At 69.0% G+C, this 21,766-nt stretch carries 14 protein-coding genes and 1 tRNA gene; 8 read left to right on the top strand and 7 right to left on the bottom strand.

What is annotated here, in order from left to right:
- Nucleotides 1-5: 5 nt before the first annotated feature.
- The gene (locus FFS23_RS00270; RefSeq protein WP_249340455.1) at nt 6-818 is read right to left on the bottom strand and encodes a ChbG/HpnK family deacetylase; all 813 of its coding nucleotides are present in this window, start codon (nt 816-818) and stop codon (nt 6-8) included.
- Nucleotides 802-1,680, bottom strand: coding sequence for a glycosyltransferase family 2 protein (locus FFS23_RS00265; protein WP_137896933.1), 879 nt, complete (start codon nt 1,678-1,680; stop codon nt 802-804). Before FFS23_RS00265 ends, FFS23_RS00270 begins: the two co-directional genes overlap by 17 nt.
- Nucleotides 1,681-1,891: 211 nt before the next feature.
- On the opposite strand from FFS23_RS00265, the gene FFS23_RS00260 reads away from it, so the two are divergent.
- Complete coding sequence (locus FFS23_RS00260) at nt 1,892-3,379, top strand: glycosyltransferase family protein (RefSeq protein ID WP_249340454.1); 1,488 nt, start codon at nt 1,892-1,894, stop codon at nt 3,377-3,379.
- Nucleotides 3,380-3,426: 47 nt separating this feature from the next.
- A complete protein-coding gene (gene cysS, locus FFS23_RS00255) occupies nt 3,427-4,854 on the top strand; it encodes a cysteine--tRNA ligase (RefSeq protein ID WP_137896932.1) in 1,428 nt (475 codons plus the stop codon).
- Nucleotides 4,855-4,874: 20 nt separating this feature from the next.
- On the opposite strand, the gene FFS23_RS00250 is transcribed toward cysS, so the two are convergent.
- Both FFS23_RS00250 and FFS23_RS00245 read right to left on the bottom strand, forming a co-directional pair.
- The gene (locus FFS23_RS00250) at nt 4,875-5,867 is read right to left on the bottom strand and encodes a M48 family metallopeptidase (protein ID WP_137896931.1); all 993 of its coding nucleotides are present in this window, start codon (nt 5,865-5,867) and stop codon (nt 4,875-4,877) included.
- Between the two features lie 52 nt (nt 5,868-5,919).
- Nucleotides 5,920-6,933 (bottom strand): hypothetical protein, encoded by a 1,014-nt coding sequence (locus FFS23_RS00245; protein ID WP_249340453.1) that lies wholly within the window; start codon nt 6,931-6,933, stop codon nt 5,920-5,922.
- A 199-nt stretch (nt 6,934-7,132) separates the two neighbouring features.
- On the opposite strand from FFS23_RS00245, the gene FFS23_RS00240 reads away from it, so the two are divergent.
- Nucleotides 7,133-8,506, top strand: coding sequence for a class II 3-deoxy-7-phosphoheptulonate synthase (locus FFS23_RS00240; protein ID WP_137896929.1), 1,374 nt, complete (start codon nt 7,133-7,135; stop codon nt 8,504-8,506).
- Between the two features lie 81 nt (nt 8,507-8,587).
- Nucleotides 8,588-8,662 (top strand) — tRNA-Glu (locus tag FFS23_RS00235).
- A gap of 105 nt (nt 8,663-8,767) precedes the next feature.
- Here FFS23_RS00235 and FFS23_RS00230 read toward each other — a convergent pair.
- Nucleotides 8,768-11,767, bottom strand: a complete 3,000-nt coding sequence (locus tag FFS23_RS00230) for a glycosyl hydrolase family 28-related protein (protein ID WP_249340452.1) — start codon at nt 11,765-11,767, stop codon at nt 8,768-8,770.
- A 57-nt stretch (nt 11,768-11,824) separates the two neighbouring features.
- The gene (locus FFS23_RS00225; RefSeq protein WP_038660485.1) at nt 11,825-12,097 is read right to left on the bottom strand and encodes a response regulator transcription factor; all 273 of its coding nucleotides are present in this window, start codon (nt 12,095-12,097) and stop codon (nt 11,825-11,827) included.
- 497 nt (nt 12,098-12,594) lie between these two features.
- Here FFS23_RS00225 and FFS23_RS00220 point away from each other — a divergent pair, with 497 nt between their 5' ends.
- Nucleotides 12,595-13,941, top strand: a complete 1,347-nt coding sequence (locus FFS23_RS00220) for a GntT/GntP/DsdX family permease (protein ID WP_137896928.1) — start codon at nt 12,595-12,597, stop codon at nt 13,939-13,941.
- Between the two features lie 21 nt (nt 13,942-13,962).
- Nucleotides 13,963-14,640, top strand: a complete 678-nt coding sequence (locus FFS23_RS00215) for a FadR/GntR family transcriptional regulator (protein WP_038660491.1) — start codon at nt 13,963-13,965, stop codon at nt 14,638-14,640.
- A 98-nt stretch (nt 14,641-14,738) separates the two neighbouring features.
- Here the strand turns inward: FFS23_RS00215 and FFS23_RS00210 are convergent, their stop codons facing one another.
- Nucleotides 14,739-15,323, bottom strand: coding sequence for a gluconokinase (locus FFS23_RS00210; RefSeq protein WP_502702104.1), 585 nt, complete (start codon nt 15,321-15,323; stop codon nt 14,739-14,741).
- A 175-nt stretch (nt 15,324-15,498) separates the two neighbouring features.
- On the opposite strand from FFS23_RS00210, the gene FFS23_RS00205 reads away from it, so the two are divergent.
- Entirely contained in the window at nt 15,499-18,546 is a 3,048-nt protein-coding gene (locus FFS23_RS00205) for a glycosyl hydrolase family 28-related protein (protein ID WP_137896927.1), read from the top strand.
- A 134-nt stretch (nt 18,547-18,680) separates the two neighbouring features.
- Complete coding sequence (locus FFS23_RS00200) at nt 18,681-21,761, top strand: TonB-dependent receptor plug domain-containing protein (protein ID WP_038660493.1); 3,081 nt, start codon at nt 18,681-18,683, stop codon at nt 21,759-21,761.
- Nucleotides 21,762-21,766 lie beyond the last annotated feature (5 nt).

Below are 21,766 nucleotides of genomic sequence, written 5' to 3'. Positions count from 1 at the left end.
TCCCGTCAGGCTGGAAACGCCAGCCCTTCCGCCGCCGCCATGTCCGCTATCGGCCATTTCCGCAAGACGTCCGCTTCGCGCGGCCGCGCCTCGGCGATCGCGTCGCCGGCACGCTTGCCCGCCCCCGGATGACACATGACGAGATGCATGCCCGCCGCCCGCCGCAGGAAGCGCGGGAACAACCGCTTGTAATCCGTCGAGAAATCATAGTGGCCGGCGAAACTGTCGTTGCAGCGCAGGCGATAGCGCGCCGCCGCCCGGCGCAGCCCGCGCGAATGGAAGGCGCTGCCGATCGCCTTGCCGACGAACGGCCGCGCCAGCATCGCATCGACCCGATCGGTGCAGTCGCGCACCCAGGCATCGGGCGCGCGGCTCGCCGTCTCGAACAGCACGATGTCGCGGATGCCCGGCAAGGCGTGCGAATGCTGGTGGCCGTCGACGAAATCGGGCGCGCGGCCCATCGCCGCGGTGAAGGCGTCGAACTGCGCGGCGATCTCGGCCGCGATCTCCTCCAGCGGCAATTGCCGGCGTGCGGCGCGGCCGGCGAGCGGATCGATCTCGGGCAATCTGCCGTCGGGTGCGAACAGCGGCATGTCGGTCAGCGGCCGTTCCTGCGTCAGCGTCAGGTGCAGCCCGATCGAGACGTGCGCCGGCAGGTCGCGAAGCAATGCGGCATCGTCCATCCACCCAGGCATCAGCGTCATGCAGCTCGTCGCGTTGAGCTTGCCGTTCGCCGCCAGCTCGGCGATCGTCTCGCTCACGCCGCGGGAATAAGCGAAATCGTCGGCGCACAGGACCAGGTTACGCAACGGCCGCACCCTCCACACATTGATGCGCGCGCTCGCGAATCTGGACGCTGAGCAGCTTGCGGCGCTGCAGCCGGCGCGCGAGGAAGCGATAGAAGAACCAGCTGCCCGCCCACGGCGCGGTCGCCGAATAGACCAGCCGTTCGAACAGCGTCCAGCGGATCGAATCGCGGTCGCGCTCGCGTGGCGAGGGCATGCACCACAGATCCTGCGAATAGAGCATCCGGCCCCGCGCCATCGTGCGGTGGATGACCTCGTGATCCTCGAGGATATAGCCCCAGATCGCGGCATCGAAGCCGCCGACCGCGCGCAGCGTCTCGACGTCGAAACACTGGCCGGCGCCGCCGGCATGACATTGCCGCGGCAGCAGCTTCGCCGCCGACAGGATCTTGCGCGCCTCGGCATCGAGCGCCGCCTGATCGGCGCCGGGGTCGACGAAATAGGCGCCGGCGACGACGCAGCGGTCGCGCTGCAACAGCCGCTCCGCCTCGGCGAGATAGTGGGGCGGGTAGAGCGTGTCGGCGTCGCAGGTCGCGACATAGCGTGTCCGCACCCAGCCGAGCCCGGTGCGCAGCGCCGCGACCTTGCCCGGCGTCGTCTCGGTGATGACGAGGGCAACGAGCCCGTGCGCGCGGACCGCGGCGCGTGCCACCTCGGCACTGCCGTCGGTCGACCCGTTGTCGACCAGGATCACGATCGCGCGCACGCTCTGCGCGGCGAGGCTGGCGATCGTCGCGGCGAGATAGTCGCGTTCGTTGAAGAACGGGATCAGCACCGTCCACAGCGGCGTCGGCCGGCGATCCAGCCGCCGCGCGGCGATCGACGACCCCGCCGCGCTGCGGGACATCGGATCGTGGTCGTTGATCAGAAACATGATGCCCCCGGCAGACGGTCCTGGCGGCATCGCGGACTGCGACGCATGCCGACATGGTCTACCCCCCGGAAGGCCATGTCGGCGCCGCGCGTCAGTCGCTGCGATGCCCCGAATGACAGACGATGCCGATCTGGACATTCCACACCTGTCCCCGAAAAAAATGCTGCATGACGGTAGGGATCGCCGGAATTAAGGGGGCGCCATGATCTCCATGGCGCGTTCCCCGGCCGCAGCGACGAGCGTCCCCGCCAGCCGGCCCGGCGCCGTGGCGACCTTCCTGCTGCTGCTCGGCTGGGCGCTGCTGCTGCGCGGTCGCGACTTCGGCAATCCGATCATCCACGTCGACGAGCAATATTATCTGCTCGTCGGCGACCGCCTGCTCCACGGCGCCTTGCCCTATGTCGATCTATGGGACCGCAAGCCGCTGGGGCTGTTCCTGATCTTCGCGGCGATGCGGCTGCTGCCCGGCGACGGCATCCTCGCCTATCAGCTCGTCGCGACGCTGTTCGCCGCGGCGACCGCCTGGCTGGTCACGCGCAGCAGCCGGCGGCTCGGCGCGACGCCGCGCGGGGCGCTGGTCGCCGGCCTCGCCTATGTGCTGTGGCTGTCGCTGCTCAGCGGGCGCGGCGGGCAGTCGCCGGTCTTCTACAATCTGTTCGTCGCCGCCGCCGCGGTGCTGACGCTGCGCCTGCCGCAGCTCGCCGCGCGTGGCGCCGGCGGCGCGATCGTCGCCAATGGCTGCGCCGCCTGCCTGCTCGCGGGTCTCGCGATCCAGACCAAATATACGCCGGTGGTCGAGGGCGCGTTCTTCGGGCTCGTCCATCTCTGGTATCTTCGCCGCGCGGATGCTTCGCTGGCGCGAGTCGCGACGGCGGCGGCGGTCTGGGCGGTGCTCGGCATTCTGCCGACCGCGGCGGTCGTGCTGGTCTATCACTGGCAGGGGCCGGCGGCGTTCGACGCCTTCTGGTTCGCCAATTTCGCCTCGGTGTCGCTGCGCAAGGGCTATCCCGCCGCCAAGATCGCCGCACGGCTCGCGGGCACCACCGCGCAATTGCTGCCGTTCATCGCTTGCGCAGCGCTCGCGTGGCGCGTGCGGCCGCGCCGGCCCGAGATGGGGATCGCCTTCGGCTGGCTCGCTGCGGCGCTCGTCGCCTTCGCGATGATCGGCGCCTTCTTCGATCATTATGCGCTGCCGCTGATGGTGCCGCTGGCGATGATCGCCGGCGTGGCGCTCGGCCGTTACCGGGCGGCAGCCGTGGCGCTGCTCGGCTACGGCCTGCTGCTGTTCGTCGTACGGGTGGCGCTGGTGCCCACCGAGGCCGCATCGGCGCGCGCAGTGGCGCGGGTGATGGCCGCGAACGACCGCGGCGGCTGTCCCTATGTCTTTGCCGGCGACGCCATCCTCTACCATCTCGCCGACGCCTGCATCCCGACCGCCTACGCCTTCCCCTCGACGCTGGCCTATGAAGCCGAACGGGGCGCCACCGGCATCGACGAGGCCGCCGAGGTCCGCCGCATTCTCGCCGGGCGGCCGCCGGTGATCGTGACGATGGACGCGCCGATGGCGCCGTGGAACCGCGACAGCCAGGCGGCGATGACGCAGGCGGTCGCCGCCAGCTATCGCCGCGTGTTGACCGTCCCGCGCGAGGACGCGCATCTGCTCGTCTATCTGCGCGACGATCTGCCGCTGCGGCGCTGATCGCAGGCCCCTTGGCGCGGACGCCTCCGCCGGGCTAGAGCGCCCGCATGACGCCGCTGACGCTCCACAACAGCCTGACCCGCATGGCGGAGCTGTTCCAGCCCGCCGACCCCGCCGACGTCCGCATCTATTCGTGCGGGCCGACGGTCTATCATTATGCGCATATCGGCAATCTGCGCGCCTATCTGTTCACCGACACGCTCGGCCGGGTGCTGACGTGGAAGGGCTATGGCCTGACCCATGTCATCAACATCACCGACGTCGGCCATCTGACCAGCGACGCCGACGCCGGCGACGACAAGATGGAGGCGGCGGCGCGCGCCAGCGGTCGCGACATCTGGGCGGTCGCCGCGCATTATACGCAGGCGTTCAAGGCGAACCTCAAGGACCTCAACGTCCGCGATCCCGCCCGCTTCCCGCTCGCCACCGATCACGTCGCCGGCATGATCGCCTTCGGCGAGGCGATCGCCGAACGGCATTGCTACCGGCTTCCCGACGGCCTCTATTTCGACACCTCGACCGTCCCCGATTACGGCCGGCTCGCCGGGACGCGCGACGACGGCCCCGCCGAGGGCCGGATCGAGACGGTGGCGGGCAAGCGCCACGCCGCCGACTTCGCGATCTGGCGGACCAGCGCACCGGGCGAGCACCGCCAGATGGAATGGGACAGTCCCTGGGGCCGCGGCGCGCCCGGCTGGCATCTCGAATGTTCGGTGATGAGCCGCCAGTATCTCGGCGCGCATTTCGACATCCATACCGGCGGCATCGACCATCGCGAGATCCACCACCCCAACGAGATCGCGCAGAATCAGGCGTTCAGCGGCACCGCCGACACCGGCGCGACGCTATGGATGCACAACAACTTCCTCGTCGACCGCACCGGCAAGATGTCCAAATCGTCGGGCGAGTTCCTCATCCTGCCGACGCTGGTCGAGCGTGGCTTCCACCCCCTCGCCTATCGCCTGATGTGCCTGCAGGCGCATTATCGCAGCGAGCTGGAATTCTCGTGGGAGAATCTCGCCGCGGCGCAGACGCGGCTGAAACGCTACGTGCAGACCGTCGCGGCGCTCCGCGCGCGCGGCGAGGGCAAGGGCGCCGCGTCCGCCGCGCCCTATATCGAGCGGCTTGATGCGGCGGTGTCCGACGATCTCAACACGCCCAAGACGTTGCCGGTGCTCGACGAATTGCTCGCCGACAAGGCGATCAGCCCCGCCGGCAGGCTGGTTGCGCTCGGCGATTTCGATGCGGTGCTCGGCCTCGGCCTGACGACGCTGTCGCGCGAGGACCTGCGCGTCCGCCCGGCGAGCGCCGGCATCGACGAAGCGGGCATCGCGGCACGGCTCGCGGATCGTCGCGAGGCGCGCGCGGCCAAGGACTTTCCGCGCTCCGACGCGATCCGCGACGAACTCGCCGCGCTTGGGGTCGAGGTGATGGACGGCGATCCGCTCGGCTGGGACTGGAAGGTGGCGCCGTAACCGGAGACGGTTCGCACCGCTTATTCCAGCGGCTGATCCACCGTCGCGATGATCGGCGGCACGTACGGCTTCGGGGCATTCGCCGGGATGCGCGCGATCTCCGCCTCCAGCGCCTTAGCGCGTGCCGCCGAGGACGGATGCGTGCGGCTGCGGAACAGCCCGCCATCGACGTCGCCGCCATGGTCGCGCCAGAAGCGCACCGCGATCCGTGGGTCGTAACCGGCGTTGCGCAGCAGATACATGCCGAGCAGATCGGCCTGATCCTCGGTCAGGCGGAACAGCCGGCCGTTACGGCCGACCTCCGACAGCAAGCCGCGCTTCACTCCGGCGGCATCGAGCCGCGTGGCGTGATGGAGGATGTTGTGCGCCAGTTCGTGCGCGACGACCACCGCGACCTCGTCGTCGGTATAGCGTTCGAAGAAGCGCACCGCGATCTGCACGATCCGCCCGTCGGCCGAGGCGTCCATCCCCGGCCCGAGCAGTACCTCGAACGCGCTGCGACACCCCGGCGACGCGGCGATGCTGACGCTGCGCGGCTTGCCGTCGCGCAACAGGTCGACGCGCAGCGGCCGGTCGGCGGGCAAGGCGGCGATCGTCGCGGTCACCGCGTCGCGCGCGGCGCTGGTCGCGGTCTTGCCCGGCGCCGCGCCATCGACCCGCTTGCCGTCGATCGCGACGATCGAATCGCCCTCGCGCACCCCCGCGGCGGCCGCGGGCGAGCCCGGCACCACCGCCTCGACCGCGATCGGCGTCTCGAACCCGAAGCTGCGACGCGCCTGGTCGCGCAGCGGCGCGTCATATTGGTCGATCGCATGGATCGCCCAGCCCGGCGTCGGCGCCGTCTCGCGGCACAGCGTGACGTTGGCGGTGGTCAGCCGATAGGCGATCCCCGCCATCCGGCCGTCCACCGCGCGCAGCGCCGTGAAGGTCGCGGCGCTATCCTGCGCCTGGGCCGGCGACGGGCTGCCGATTCCGAGCAATATGGACGCGATGCACAGGAGAGCCTTATTCATCCCGCCGCCCTAGAACAGCGCGTTCGCCTGCGAAACCTTCGATACGCTTCGTCTACCGAACGGCCTTGGCATCGATGGTCACCTGATTGCCCTTCGACACGCCGGTGCGCTTGCCGCTGGCGACCAGCTCCCACACCTGTTTGGGGGTCGGCAATCCGTCGAAGGAGGGGAAGCTCGACACCGTGCCGTCGACGTCGGTCAGCGCCACCGTATAGGTTCCGCTCTTGTCGATCTGGCCCATCAGCGACGGATAGACGCTGACCGTCCGGCCCGCATCGTACAACGCCATCTCATAGCCCGCCCCAGTGGCGCGATAGACGCCATATTCGAGGCGCGCCTCGCCTTCGCGGCACCACACGATGCGCGGGTCGGGCGGCGTTTTGGGATCGGCCTTCGCCTTCGCCGCGATCCCCCCGGCGAGCAACGCCATCAGCATGTCGCCGCCCGCGGCTTTGATCGGCTTGGCGTGCGCGAAGACGAGCGGCGTGGCGCACGCCCTGATCGGCGTCGCCGCACGCGCCACGGAACCGGCCGGCCGTGGCCAGTGGATCGTCGCGATCGCCTGCTGCAATTGCGCATCGAGCTGCTCGGCGGTCAGCGCCTTGGCGCTCATCCGGATGCTGACGATCCACTCACCCACCGGGACGACCGCGAGCGCGGTGCTGCGATAGCCCTTGCCGGCATTGGCATACACCTGCCGCAAGGACGACGCGGCGGTCGCACCCGGCGCGGCGAAGGCGATCGGGTCCGCGGACGCCGGCGCCGCATTGCGGAACAGGTCGCGGCTCTCGATCGCGGTACGCGACCGGTCGAACCACAGCGCGACGTCGGCCACCGCCGGATGGAAGAGGTAGACCGTCGCGCTGACGCTGCCATCCGGCGCTTCGAATTGCGCGGCGACATCGTGTTCGCTCTGCGTGGCGTCGGTCAGCGCGCCGCGCGGCAGGCCGGCGAGCTGAGGCCGCAGGATCAATCCGGTCTCCGCATGTTGCCAGCTCTTGTCCGGCGGCACCGGCAAATCGCGCGCGGCACTTGGCGCAGCGGTCGCCAGCGCCAGGATCATCATCGCCCGTCTCATCGCCCGTCCCCCATGGCCCCAAACCGGATCAGCCTGCTAGCAGACCGGCGGTCGACTCCGCCAGCATCCGTCGCCGCCGACGGCACCGACAAAGCCCCCGCCATGCGACGCCAAAGCCTTCCTTCATTGCGTCAAGGCCGTTTTGGGCGCATGTCGCGACGCGTTTAGACCCGAAGGACGACAGATCATGGCCGCGAACTGGGCCCCCGACAGCTGGACCAAGGCAGAGGCCCGCCAGCTTCCCGACTATCCCGACGCCGCGGCGCTGACCCGCGCGACCGACACGCTGGCGGCCTTTCCGCCGCTCGTCTTCGCGGGCGAGGCGCGCAATCTCACCGCCGAACTCGCCGATGTCGCCGCCGGCAAGGCGTTCCTGCTGCAGGGCGGCGATTGCGCCGAATCCTTTGCCGAGCACAGCGCCAACAACATCCGCGACACCTTCCGCGTCATCCTGCAGATGGCGGTGGTGCTGACCTATGCGTCGAAGCTGCCGGTGGTGAAGCTCGGCCGCATGGCCGGCCAGTTCGCCAAGCCGCGCTCCGCCCCGAACGAGACGATCGATGGCGTCGAGCTGCCGAGCTATCGCGGCGACAACGTCAACGACATCGCCTTCACCCCCGAAAGCCGCATCCCCGATCCGCAGCGGATGATCCGCGCCTATTCGCAGTCCGCAGCGACGCTCAACCTGCTCCGCGCCTTCGCGCAGGGCGGCTATGCCAACCTCCATCAGGTGCATCGCTGGACGCATGACTTCATGGGCCGCAGCCCGTGGTCGAAGAAATATGCCGAGACCGCCGACCGCATCGGCGAGGCGCTCGAGTTCATGGCGGCCTGCGGCATCGATCCCGAGACGGTGCCGCAGCTCGCGCAGACGCATTTCTACACCAGCCACGAAGCGCTCTTGCTGCCGTTCGAAGAGGCGCTGACCCGGCAGGATTCGCTGACCGGCGACTGGTACGACACCAGCGCGCACTTCCTGTGGATCGGCGACCGCACCCGCTTCGAAGGATCGGCGCACGTCGAGTTCCTGCGCGGCATCGGCAATCCGATCGGCGTGAAGTGCGGGCCGAGCCTCGACCCCGACGCGCTGCTCCGCATGCTCGACACGCTCAATCCCGGCCGCGTGCCGGGCCGCATGACGCTGATCACCCGCTACGGCTACGACAAGATCGAGGCATCGTTGCCGAAGCTGGTCCGCGCGGTGACGCGTGAAGGCCATCCGGTGGTGTGGAGCTGCGACCCGATGCACGGCAACACCGTCAAGGCGGTGACCGGCTACAAGACGCGGCCGTTCGACCGGATCCTCGCCGAGGTGCGCGGCTTCTTCGCGGTGCATCGCGCCGAGGGCACGCACGCCGGCGGCATTCACGCCGAGATGACCGGCCAGAATGTCACCGAATGCACCGGCGGTGCGATCGACGTCACCGAGCAGAGCCTCGCCGATCGCTACCACACGCATTGCGACCCGCGCCTCAACGCCGGCCAGAGCCTGGAACTCGCGTTCCTGCTCGCCGAGATGCTCAACGAGGAAATGGCCGAACGCCGCAAGGCCGCGGCCTAAGCCGGTTGAATATGGGGGCGTCGGCGATTGCCGCTTGACGCCCCCGCCCCCGCGGCCTAGAGGCGCTCGCTCACCGCACACGGCCCCTTCGTCTAGCGGTTAGGACGTCGCCCTCTCACGGCGAAAGCACGAGTTCGATTCTCGTAGGGGTCACCAGCGGCTACATCCGACATTGGTATCGAAGCGACCGCCAGAGATGGAGCGGTGACGGCCTGCGTCTGACCGGGTGGGCAGGCAACCCCCGCCCACCCCGGCCGCTGATCAGAGGTCCGTCGCGTACAGCGTGTGGTGCGTCAGGATGAACAGCGTCTTGCGGTCGGTGCCGCCGATCACCAGTTGCAGCGGGCGTTCGGGCACGTCGATCCGCCGCTGCAGCGCGCCGTCGGCGCCGTAGACGAACACCTGTCCGTTGGCGACGTAGAGGTTGCCCGCATCATCCCGTGCGGCGCTCTCGCCGCCGCGGTCGGCGACGACCTTGAGGTCGGTGACCTGCCCGCCCTCGCCGACCAGACCGCTGTAGGTGCGGTTCTCCGACCCGTTGGTCAGCGTCACCCGGCTGCCCGGCGCCGCCGCGACGAAGCCGTAGGAATCGAGCGTGTCGGACCAGCGCCAGCCCTGGTGATCGTCCGGCCCCTGGTTCCAGACGCGGAACGCGGGCAGCGCGAGCGATCCGTCGGGCGAGACATATTCCTGCGCCTTGGCTTCGCCCATCTTGCCGGTGAAGAAGTCGGCGATCGTCGGATAGGTATAGGTCTTGGGATCGATGCGATCGGCGAATTCGCCGTTCGCCCAGACGTTGACCGGCAGCAGCGTCGTCGCCTTGCGGCCGGCGCGCACTGGGGTCGGCGCGATGACGCGGACCTCGGCGGGCCTGGCGGGATCGATGCTGTAGACGCTGCCGTCGCGCCCCGCCGACGACTGGACGAGCAGCGATCCCGATCGGTCGACCGCGAGATTGACCGCGTCGAGCGGCGCGTCGGCCAGCGTCGTCAGTCCTTCCGCCGGCGACCAGCCATGGATGCGCTGGAAGAAGCGGTCGATGAAATAGAGTTTGCCGACCTTGTCGGTCGCCGCGCCCGCGATCGAATAGAAGCCGTCGGCCAGCTTGCGCACGCCCGGTGAGACCGGGATGGCCGAGGCGGCGGCCGCGGTCGCTGGCGCGGCCGGCACGTCGAGCTTCGCGAACTCGCGCTCGCGCACCTCCTGCTGGCGCGTCATGTCCTTGATCGCATTCTCGAACGGATATTTGCTCGCGCGCAAATAGGTGCCGCAGCCCTTGGCGTCGCAGCTCGCAAAGCCGCTCTCGGCGTTCACATGGACGTTGCGGAAGCGGATGTCGCCCGAATCGTAGAGCCGCACCGCGGTGTCCATCGGCTTGATCGAGCGGGTGACGCGATAGGCATGGTAATTGGCGAAGAGGATGTTGCGCGAGTTGCGGAATTCGGTCGAGATCGCGTTGACGCCGTCGCGGACTTCCTGCTCGGTCTGCGGTGCGAGGAACTCCCAATTCTCGACATGGTCGAGGACGATCTCGTGGCGGTAGTGATGCTCCGCCGACAGCTGGTAGACGTGGCCGGGCGTCTTGGTGTCGGAGACGTAGAAGCCCGCCGAGGCCAAGGTGTTGGGCGACCAGAGCGCCGAGAAGGTGCCGCCGCCGCCGTCGGTCACCCAGATGCTGGGATATTGGCCGTCGAAGCGCGCGCGCGGATCGCCGAAGCCGATCGCACTGCCTTTGGTCAGCAGCGTGCCGCCGCCGCCCTGGATCTTAACGTCGTTGACCATCGACGCCTCGCCCGCCTTCCACAGCAAGGCGGTCGCGCGCGGATTGACCCCGCCGGTCCACAGGCCGAGGCCATGGACGATGGCATTGCCGCCCTTCGCGCTCTCGATCAGCGCCTTGGCGCCGCCGACGCCCATGAAGGCGGGGGTCTCGTCGGGCAGATAGACATGGGTCAGGCTGGGATGGAGCGCGATCAGCACGCTGTCGGGGCGCAGCTTCAGCGTATCGGTGACGCGATAGCGGCCCATCGGCAGATAAAGCACCCGATGCGTGTCGATCGCGCGTTGCAGCGCGGCGGTGTCGTCGGTGGTGTCGTCGCCCTTGACGCCGAGATCGTGGACGTTCGCCCACGCCTTGACCGGCGGCAGCGCGGCGATCGCCGGCCGCGGTCGCGCCGGCACGCGGGCGAGCGGCGCCATCGTCACGTCGGTGGAATAATCGCCGATCGTTCCCAGCCCCGCCAGCTTGAGGCCGTAGGAGAAATCGCTGACGCGGTAGCGCGCGCCTTTGCCCGCGACGGTTGTGCCGCTGTCGCGGAAGCGCGCGAAGGTCGGCGTGTCGATGCCGATCGCATTGTCGAAGCCGATCTGCGTGAAGACGCTCTTCTCTTCCGAGATCAGCACCGCCGACTGCGATACGTTCTCGAAGCGGACGTCCTTGCCCCACAGCGAATCGGAATAGCCGCGGTCGATCTCGATGCCGACCGGCGTGTCGCGGATCGCGACGTTGACCAGGGTCAGGTCGACCTCATGCTCGCGGATCGCCGCATCCCGCTGGCCCTGGAAGTCAGAGTCGATCAGCGTGAACTGCCACGCGGGCGAGGTCTTTTCCGACATGATACCGTAGCGGCCGCCGAAGAAGCGCAGGTCCTCGCACTCGTTGCCCGCCTGATAGATGCCGGCGAGGCCCGAGCCGATGTGGAAGTCGGCATGGCGGATATAGCCGTGCTGCGCGACGCGGAAGCGCACCGCCACCGCGCCGGCATTGCCCTCGCCGATGCGGAAATCGACGTTGGCGAGCGCCGAATAGAAGGTGCTCGACGTGGCGTCGAAGATGGCGGGATCGAACGGTACGCTGGTGCGCGGCGGCACCGGCGCCTTGCCGACGCGATATTGATCCTCGCCGGTGAAGGCGAGCATCGCCGCCACGCCTGCGCCGAAGCCCTCGCTATTGTCGCCGAGCACGATCTCCGGCCGGGTCGCACCGATGCCGAAGATGCGCACCGCGGACCGCACGAAGATCGTCCGGCTGATCCGGTAGCGGCCCGAAGGCAGGAAGACGATCCCGCCCTTCCCACCCTGCGCCGCGGCGTCGATCGCCTGCTGGAGCGCGACGCTGTCGTCGGCGCGGCCGTCGCCGACGCCGCGGACGGTGATCGCCCGCGCGTCCTTGGGCGCGGTCAGGTAGACGGACGTCGTCGCCGCCAGAGCGGGCGCAGGCGCGACGAGCGCCGCTGCGCCGAGCAGCCAGATATGCTTCAATGAAGGTCTCCCCGGGATCGGTCGTGCCGCACGGTCCGCCGGACCGGCGGAAGAGGCTCAGGAGGCGCGGCGGCCCAAAGTCTGTGCGGCCAGCGCGACCTGCGTGCGGTTGCGCACGTTGAGCTTGCGCATCAGCGCGGTCATGTGCGCCTTCACCGTCGCCTCGGCGATGCCGAGATCGTAGGCGATCTGCTTGTTGAGCAAGCCGGAGTGGACACCGCGCAGCACCTTCATCTGCGTCGGCGTCAACTGGTCGAGCGCACAGGCCGCAACCGGCGCCGCAGCGGCGTTGATCGCGGGCTGGCGGGCGATCGGGGAAGTCCCTTCCATCGTCATCCTCCTCTGGTGGCCATAAGCCGGCGGTCGCCCGTGTCGGACGCTCCATTTTGGTCGATCGATCCGGTGTTTGGGCGGATTCGGTTAGACAGATTTCCTGTATGATCTCGACAACCTGTGGGGATCAAGCCTTTTTTCTTGGCGGACGGCAAAAACCTGTCCTACAGATAGAAGGAGAACGGCAGACGAAGGCGTCGCCGAAACGGAGGGAGGGTGTCGATGCGGCACAGGCAGGCCAGCGCCGAAGTGCGCATGTCGCCGCGGTTGGAACGTGAGGCGACGTCGCGCGCACGGGATCGTGGCACTCCCACGCCCTCCCCCCGCGCGCCGTCACCCCGGACTGGTTCCGGGGTCCACCGGGCCGCAGGCTCATCGTACCGCTTCAAGCCATTCTCCTCGCCGCGGAGTGGACCCCGGAACCAGTCCGGGGTGACGAGATGGGTGGGCACACTCCCCCAGTCGAACCGCCCCCCCGCCGCGGCGGTGTCGCGATGACCGGCGCGGACATCCGGCTCGTCGTCGCGGCGCTGGCCGGCATCCTGCTCGCGGTGCTGATGATCGTGCGCGGGCGGCTGCATCCCTTCATCGGCCTGTTGTGCGGCGCGTTCGCGGTCGGGCTGTTCGCCGGGCTGCCGTTGCCCGATATCGCCAAGGCGGTGCAGAAAGGCGTCGGCGACATCATCGGCGGCACCGGGCTGGTCGTCGCGCTCGGCCTGTCGCTCGGCGCGATGCTGCACCTGTCGGGCGCCGCCGCGGCGCTGGCGCAGAGCGCGCTGCGGCTGACCGGCGCGCGCGCCGCACCATGGGCGACGCTGGGCATCGCGATCGTCATCGGCCTGCCGCTGTTCTTCGAGACCGGGCTCGTACTGCTGCTGCCGATCGTCGTCGCCGCCGCCGAGGCGATGGCCGGCACGGACGACGCCGATCGCGACGCCGCCAAGCTGCGGCTGATCATGCCCGCGCTCGCCGGGCTCGGCGTCGTCCACGCTTTGGTGCCGCCGCATCCCGGTCCGCTGCTCGCGGTCGAGGCGCTCGGCGCCAATCTCGGCAAGACGATGCTGTACGGCATCCTGATCGCCATCCCGACCGCGATCCTCGCCGGGCCGGTGCTCGCCCGCTTCGTCACCCCGGGGGTCCGCCTCGCGCCGCCGCTGCTCCACGACCACCGGCTCGATCTCGCGACGCCGGGGCGGCTGGCGTCGCTGGCGATCGTGCTGCTGCCGGTGCTGCTCATCGCCACCGGCGAACTCGGCCAGCTGGCGCCGGGGCTGAAGGGCACCGGCTGGCTGGTCGCGGCGAGCAATCCGGTGATCGCGCTGCTCGTCACCAACCTGCTCGCGCTCCCCCTGCTGTTCGGCCGGCGGCTGCGCGAGGCGAAGATCCAGGATGCGGTGTGGCACGAGACGATGGCGGCCGCCGGCGCGATCCTGCTGGCGATCGGCGCCGGCGGCGCGTTGAAGCAGGTGCTGGTCAGCGCCGGCCTGTCCGATCTGCTCGCGCGGCTGGTGCTGATGTATGCGGTGTCGCCGTTGCTGCTCGGCTGGCTGGTCGCGGTCGGCATCCGCCTCGCCGCCGGGTCGGCGACGGTGGCGACGATCACCGCGGTCGGCATCATGCCGGGCGTCGTCGCCGGATCGGGCGTCTCGCCGGAGCTGGTGGTGCTGGCGATCGGCGCGGGCTCGGTGTTCTTCAGCCACGTCAACGATCCCGGCTTCTGGCTGGTGAAAAGCTATGTCGGCACCAGCACCGCGGACACGTTCAGGACCTGGTCGCTGCTCGAGACGACGATTTCGGTGGTCGGGCTCGCGCTGGTGGTCGCACTCAGTTATGTCGTCTGACACGTGCGGGGGAAGACAGCCATGAGCGAAGTTCGGCTGGTCGATCGCGCGTACACCGCGATCGTCGCCATCATCAACGACGAGCGGCTCGCGATCGGCGACCGCCTGCCCTCCGAATCGCGGCTCGCCGCGTCGTTCGGCGTGTCGCGGACGATCGTCCGCGAGGCGCTGGCGCGGCTCGCCTCGGACGGGATCACCGCGGCGCGGCGCGGCGCCGGTTCCTACGTGCAGCGGCGGCCGTCCGAACGGCTCAGCACGCACATGCCGATGGACGCGCTCGCCAAGACGCTCGGCACCTACGAGGTCCGCTTCGTGCTCGAATCGGAGGCGGCGAGGCTCGCGGCGCAGCGCCGCTCGCCGCAGCAGCTCGACGAGATCGAACGCACGCTGGCGGCGTTGCGCAGCGCCCTGCTGTCGAACGCGCCAGCGCATGACGAGGACTGGCTGCTCCACCGCGCGATCGTCGAGGCGACGGGCAATTCCGCCTTCGTGCCGGTGTTCGACCATCTGCAGGACGAGGTGATGCGCATCCTGCGTGCCGGCGTCGACATCTCGCGCTCGCGACCGCCCGAGGTGATCGGCGCGATGATGGCGGAGCATGACGCGATCGTCGATGCGATCCGCACCCGCGATGCCGACGGCGCCGCGCTGGCGATGCGCTGGCATCTGTCGCAGGGGCGCAAGCGGCTGATGCCGTGAGGCAGGCCGGGTTTCCTCAGTCGCCGAGCGTTTCCCTATCCTCGCCGTTCGCCTTCAGCCGGTATAGGGGCCTGAGACTCACCTGCCCTTCGACAGGCTCAGGGCGAACGGTGGGATATGTGGTGGTCTGCATCTGCGACCGAAGGTTGCCGGTTGCCGATCCACGCCAGCGCCTCCGCGGTCAGCACCTCCACCGGCCGGGCGGCGTCGAGCGTCACCGCAGGTTCGTCCGCCGCCGGGCGTTCGAGCGTGGCGAGCTGGCTGCCGAGCAGGCTGGGCGGCATATAATGGCCCGAGCGCGTCTCCATCCGGCGGGCGATCTCGGCTGCGCCGGTGTCGAGCAGCACGAACAGCAGCGGCACCGCCGAGGCGGCGGACAGCCGCTCGCGATAGCTGCGCTTGAGCGCCGAACAGGCGGCGACCGCGACGTGGCCGGGCGCCGCCTGCGCCGCCTCGCCGAGCGCCGTGCCGAGCCGGTCGAGCCACGGCCAGCGATCCTCGTCGGTGAGCGGATGCCCCGCCTGCATCTTGGCGACATTGGCCCGCGAGTGGAACGCGTCGCCCTCCAGCACCGGACAGGCGAGCGCCGCGCCGAGCCGCGTCGACAGCGTCGACTTGCCGCTGCCGCTCACGCCCATGACGACGACGGCATATGCGCGATCGGTCCCTGCTTGTCCCTGCACGCGCTACCCTTGCGTTCGAGGCCGGCCGAGCTGCCGGCGTGACGATAACGCCGCTATCCCGCGTCCGTGCCCGGCTGACCATTACGACCTTTGTCGCAATCGTCGCGTCGCGCGCGCGATCCTACTCCCGTTCGATAGCCGGATGCCCCACGACTTCTTCAAGGATAACGCCGTGATGACAGCCAAATCCCGCGCGGCACGCCGCTTCCGCCTCCTCGCGGCGTTGCTGCTCGCCGGCGTCGCGACGCCGTCGCTTGCGGCAACGCCGTCGATCTCGACCTTCGCGACCGCACCGGCCGACCCGCGTGCGGTGACGGTCGCGGGCAAGGGCGACGGTACGGCCGACGACAGCGCCGCGATCCAGCGCGCGATCGATTCGGTCGCGGCGCAGGGCGGCGGCGGGCTCGTCTTCCTGCCGACCGGCCGCTACCGCATCACCCGCACATTGTTCATGCGGCCCGGCGTGCGGCTGTTCGGGGTCGGCAAGCGCCGCCCCGTCATCCTGCTTGCGCCGCAGACGCCCGGTTTCGAGCGCGGGGTCGGCAGCATGGTGTTCTTCACCGGCACGCTGCCCGTCCGCCCCGGCGAGCCGCCGCGCCCGCCGGTGCCCGTGCCGCCGCCGACCAGCGTGCCGTTCGATCCGGGCATCGCCGACGCCAATTCGGGCACTTTCTATTCGGCGATGGCCAACGTCGATTTCGAGATCGGCGACGGCAATCCGGCGGCGACCGCGGTGCGCTTCCACGCCGCGCAGCACGCCTATCTCAGCCATATCGACTTCCATCTCGGCTCGGGCCTCGCCGGCATCTATCAGGTCGGCAACATCGGCCAGGATCTGCGCTTCTTCGGCGGCCGCTACGGTATCCTCACCGAGAAGCCCTCGCCGGCGTGGCAATATACGCTGCTCGACGCGACCTTCGAGGGCCAGCGCGACGCCGCGATCCGCGAGCATGAGGCGGGCCTGACCCTGGTCAACACCGTGTTCCGCAACGTGCCCGTCGGCGTCGAGATCGACCGCGGCTATGGCGATTGGCTGTGGGGCAAGCAGGTCCGGTTCGAGAACGTCTCGCAGGCCGGCGTCGTCATCAGCAACGAAGGCAATGCCTATACGCAGATCGGCTTCGAGGATGCGACCGCGGTCGGCACGCCGGTGTTCGCGCGCTTCCGCGACAGCGGCAGGACGGTGGCGGGATCGGGTGCCCGCTATCGCGTCCGCGCCTTCAACTACGGGCTCACCGTACCGGCGCTCGGCGCGACGGGCAGCTTCGCGACCCGGATGGACGCCGCCCCCCTCGCGCGCGATCCGAAACGCCCCGCCCCGGCGATCCGCGCGCTGCCGCCGGTCGCGGCCTGGACCAACGTGCGCGACCTCGGTGTCACCGGCGACGGCAGCACCGACGATACCGCGGCGTTGCAACGCGCGATCGCCAGCCGGCGCGTGCTCTATTTCCCCGCCGGCTTCTACCGGGTCAGCGATACGCTGACATTGCGCGCCGACAGCGTGCTGATCGGCCTCCACCCCAGCCTGACCCAGATCGTCCTCGCCGACGACAGCCCCGCCTTCCGCGGCGTCGGCAGCCCGCGCGCGCTGCTCACCAGCGCCAAGGGTGGCGACGCGATCGTCTCCGGCCTCGGTCTCGCCACCGGCGGCCGCAACCCGCGCGCCACCGCCTTGCTGTGGCGCGCCGGCGAGCGGTCGCTGGTCGACGACGTCAAGTTCCAGGGCGGTCACGGCACCTTCCGCGCCGACGGCAGCCGCTTCGATCCCTACAATGCCGATCACAGCGGCGATGCCGATCCCAAGCAGCGCTGGGACGGCCAATATGCGAGCCTGTGGGTGACCGACGGCGGCGGCGGCACGTTCAACAGCCTGTGGACGCCGAGCACCTATGCCGCCGCCGGGCTGCTCGTCTCCGACACCGATACGCCGGGCCACGTCTACCAGATGTCCGCCGAGCATCACCGCCGCGCCGAGATCGTGCTCGACCGGGTGCGCAACTGGGAGTTCCTCGCGCCGCAGACCGAGGAGGAGGCGGGCGAGAGCCGCGACACGGTGGCGTTCGAGATTCGCAACTCGCGCGACATCCTGTTCGCCAACCTCCACGCCTATCGCGTCACCCGCTCGCTGCAGGGCGCGCCGGCGGCGATCACGCTGACCGGCTCGACCAGCATCCGCTTCCGCAACGTGCACGTGAATGCCGAAAGCGGCTTTTCGACCTGCGACGCCGCCGGCTGCGGCACCTATCTGCGCGCGAGCAAATATCCGTATGAAAACGCGATTCGCGACATCACGCGCGGCGCCGAGGTGCGCGAGCGCGAATTCGCGGTGCTTGACGTCACCGACGCGCCCGTCGTCGCCCCCTCCACCGCGATCCCGGTGACACGGGTCGCGGGCGGCTTTCACGCGCTCGGCGGCGGCGCGGTCGACCGGGCCGGCAAGCTCTATTTCGTCGACCGGCCGATGCAACGCATCCACGGCTGGAGCGCCGGCGAGGGCCTGTCGGTGGTGTCCGACGCGCCGCTCGATGCGGTCAATCTCGCGGTCGACGGGTCGGACCGGCTGATGGTGCTGTCCTCCGCCGGAGCCGCCGCGACCGTCTACAGCCTCGATCCCCGGCGCCCCGCCGCGGTCGACGTGCTGGCCGCCCGTCCGGCCGCAGCCCACCCGCGGATCGTCCTGCCGGGCAGCCTGTGGAACAACGGCGAGTTCCGCGACCAATATGATCCGGCGACCGACCGCTTCACCACGCTCGCCGAGATGTTCGCGCGCGACATGGCGATCGCCAAGCCCCGCGAATACGTCTCGCCCGACGGCAGCCTAGCCCTCCCCGCCTTCCGCGTCTGGCAGCAGGGGCCGGCGGATCACCGCGGCTGGCGCTTCTCGGATACGCTCGACACTTATGGCCTCATCACGGCCAGCCCGGGCACGCGCGTCTATCTCGCCAATGGTTCGGAGGATCGCACCTACAGCGGTCTGGTCGGTGCCGGCGGTGCGGTGACCGATCTCAAGCCGTTCGCGGCGCGCGGCGGCGAGAGCGTCGTCGCCGGTCCCGACGGGCGCGTCTACGTCGCCAACGGGCAGGTGTTCGTCTATGCCGCCGATGGCAGCGAGCAGGGCCGCATCGACGTGCCCGACCGGCCGCTGCAACTGCTGTTCGGTGGCGCCGACGGTCGCACGCTGTTCATCCTGACCCACTACGCGCTCTACACGGCACGCCCCTGACGTCCTGCCGAAGCGGTACGAATCGACTTTGGTCGTAGATGCCGCGGCGCCCGTCTTTGGCTAGAATGATCGCGGTATCAGGGAATCAGACCGGTGGAGCCCGGCGCGGACCCTGCGGAAAAAGGGGATGGATGATGAAGATGGTCACGCGCGATCGGCGACGGCTTGCAGGCATTTCAGGTAACGTTACCAGCGTCGCGGCACTTGCGGTGATGCTGGTGTCGGTGCCGGCCTTCGCGCGGCCGCTGCCGCAGCAGGACCAGTCGGCGGTGCCCGATTCGACCCGTTCGGCCGACCCCGCCGCGCCCGATCAGCTGACCAAGCCGACCACCACCACCGACGGCACCGCCGACGCGCCGCAGGCCGAGGCGCCGGCGAGCGACATCGTCGTGACCGGCACGCGCATCACCGCCAACGGCTTCAACGCGCCGACCCCGACGACGGTGATCGGCGAACAGCAGATCCAGCAGAATGCCCAGGCGAACATCTTCAACACCGTCGTGCAATTGCCCTCGCTGCAGGGATCGACCGGTGCGACGACGGGCACGTTCAGCACGTCGAGCGGCCAGCAGGGGCTGAGCTCGCTGTCGCTGCGCGGCCTCGGCACGATCCGCACCCTGACGCTGCTCGATGGACAGCGCGTCATCGGCGCCAACGTCACCGGCGTCACCGACATCAGCCAGTTCCCGCAATTGCTCATCAAGCGCGTCGACATCGTCACCGGCGGCGCCTCCGCCTCCTACGGATCGGATGCGGTCGGCGGCGTCGTCAACTTCATCACCGATACCCGCTTTACCGGCGTCAAGGGCAACCTTCAGACCGGCGTCACCACGTACGGCGACGACGGTCAGGTGCTGGCGCAGCTCGCGGTCGGCAAGGCGTTCGCGGGCGACAAGCTGCACGTCATCCTCAGCGGCGAATATGCCAAGGATCAGGGCGTCGGCCCCGGCAATTTCGGCGAGGATCTCGCCGGCAGCCGCGACTGGTATCGCGCCTCGACGCTGGTCGACACCGGCAACCGCGCCGGCGGCACGCCGCAATTCCTCTACCGCGACCATGCCCAGGCCTATCAATATACGAAATATGGCCTGATCAGCAGCGGCCCGCTGCAAGGCACGGCATTCGACTTCAACGGCAACCCCTTCCCGTTCCAGTACGGATCGAACGGCGTGCCGTCGAAGACCGCGGGCGGCAACGTCATCGGTTGCTACGTCGGCTTCTGCGTCGGCGGCGATCAGTCGGGCCATGTCGGATCGGGCACGTCGCTGCAATCGGCGCTCGAGCGGATCAACGGCTATACCCGCGTCGGCTACGACATCGCGCCGGACACGGAGCTGTACGTCACCGCCAATATCGCGCAGGTCAAGACCAGCAACCAGCCCAACCCCGGTGCCTCGAAGACCGGCCTGACCATCCAGTGTTCGAACCCCTATCTGCCCGCGTCGGTCAGCGCCGCCTGCGCCGCCAACGGCATCACCACCTTCGGCTACGGCCTCAGCAACGCGATCCTGCCGAACATCAAGGTCAATACCGATCGCCGCCAGTACCGCTTCGTCGGCGGCCTGAAGGGCAAGGCCGATGTGCTCGGGTCCAACTGGACCTATGACATCTATTACGAACACGGCATCAACATCACCGACATCAATGTCGACAACATCAGCCTGAACGGCCGGTACAATCAGGCGATCAACGCGACGACGCTCAACGGCCAGATCGTCTGCGCCAATGCGACCGCGCGTGCCAACGGCTGCCAGCCGATCAACATCTTCGGCGGCGCGGCGCCGTCGGCCGCGGCGCTCGCCTATGTCGTGCCCGAGAACGGCCCGTTCCAGCATACCCGCCAGACGCAGGATGCCGCCGCGGCCAGCATCTCGGGCACGCCGATCGATTTGTGGGCGGGTCCGCTCGCGATCGCGATGGGCGTCGAATACCGGCGCGAGGCCTATCGCGTGAACGCCGATCCTTACGGCGCCGGGGTATCGGCGATCAGCCCCAATTCGGCCGACTATCCGGCCGATCCGATCCTCAACTCGACGATCGGCAGCAACTGGTACGCCGGGAACTACAAGAACGGTTCGGGCAAATATCACGTCTACGAAAGCTTCCTCGAACTCAACCTGCCGATCCTCGACTCGGCGGCGCTGGGCAAGGCCAGCATCAACGGCGCGGGCCGCGCGACCAAATATTCGACCTCGGGCGTCATCTACGCCTGGAAGGTCGGCGGCACCTGGGAAACCCCGCTCGACGGCCTGCGCCTGCGCGCCGTCACGTCGCGCGACGTACGTGCGCCGAACCTGTCCGAACTGTTCGCCGCACCGACCACGACCACCGTCCCCAACTTCACCGATCCGCGCACGACGGCGGCCAATCCCAACGGGCGCCAGCTGCTCATCATCCAGAACACGATAGGCAATCCCAATCTGCGCCCCGAGACCGCGCGCAGCACCGAGGCCGGCATCGTCTATGCGCGCCCGTCCTGGCTGCCGGGGCTCAGCCTGTCGTTCGACTATTACAAGATCAAGGTCAGCGACGTCGTCTCCAGCCTGTCGGCACAGCAGATCGTCAATTTGTGCTACATCTCGAACCTGCCGGACACCTGCGGCGCGTTCAATCTCGACATCGCGCCCGGCAGCAACCAGACCGCATTCGTCAACGTCCAGTCGTTCAACCTCGCCTCGATCAAGACCGAGGGCTTCGACATCGAGGCGAGCTACCAGTGGCGCAATCCGCTGGGCCTCGGCGGCAACTTCACGCTGCGCGGCCTCGGCACCCACGTCATCAACTTCATCACCGATCCCGGTCTGCCCGGTACCATCCCGGTCGACAGCGCCGGCGCCAATTCGGGCGCGACGCCGAGCTGGAAGTGGCTGGCGATCCAAAGCTACGACAACGACCAGTTCAGCCTGCTGCTGCAGGAGCGCTGGTTCAGCGACGGCGTGTTCGGCAATCAATATGTCGTCTGCTCGACCGCCTGCCCGGTCTCGACCGCCAACAATCCGACGATCGACTATAACAAGATGAAGGGCGCCTTCTACTTCGACATCGGCGGCTCGCTCAACGTCACCAAGCAGGTCAGCATGTTCTTCAAGGTCGACAATCTGTTCGATCACGATCCCGAGGCCTCGCCGCAGACCAACACCGGCCTCGACGTCAATCCGGCGCTGTATGACACGCTGGGCCGCTTCTACCGTCTGGGTGTCCGCGCGCGGTTCTGACCTGG

This window comes from Sphingomonas sp. 2SG, assembly GCF_005503285.1.
GTDB lineage: Bacteria > Pseudomonadota > Alphaproteobacteria > Sphingomonadales > Sphingomonadaceae > Sphingomonas > Sphingomonas taxi.
Note: the sequence above shows the minus strand (reverse complement) of the source record. Positions and strands in the feature narration are given on the sequence as shown.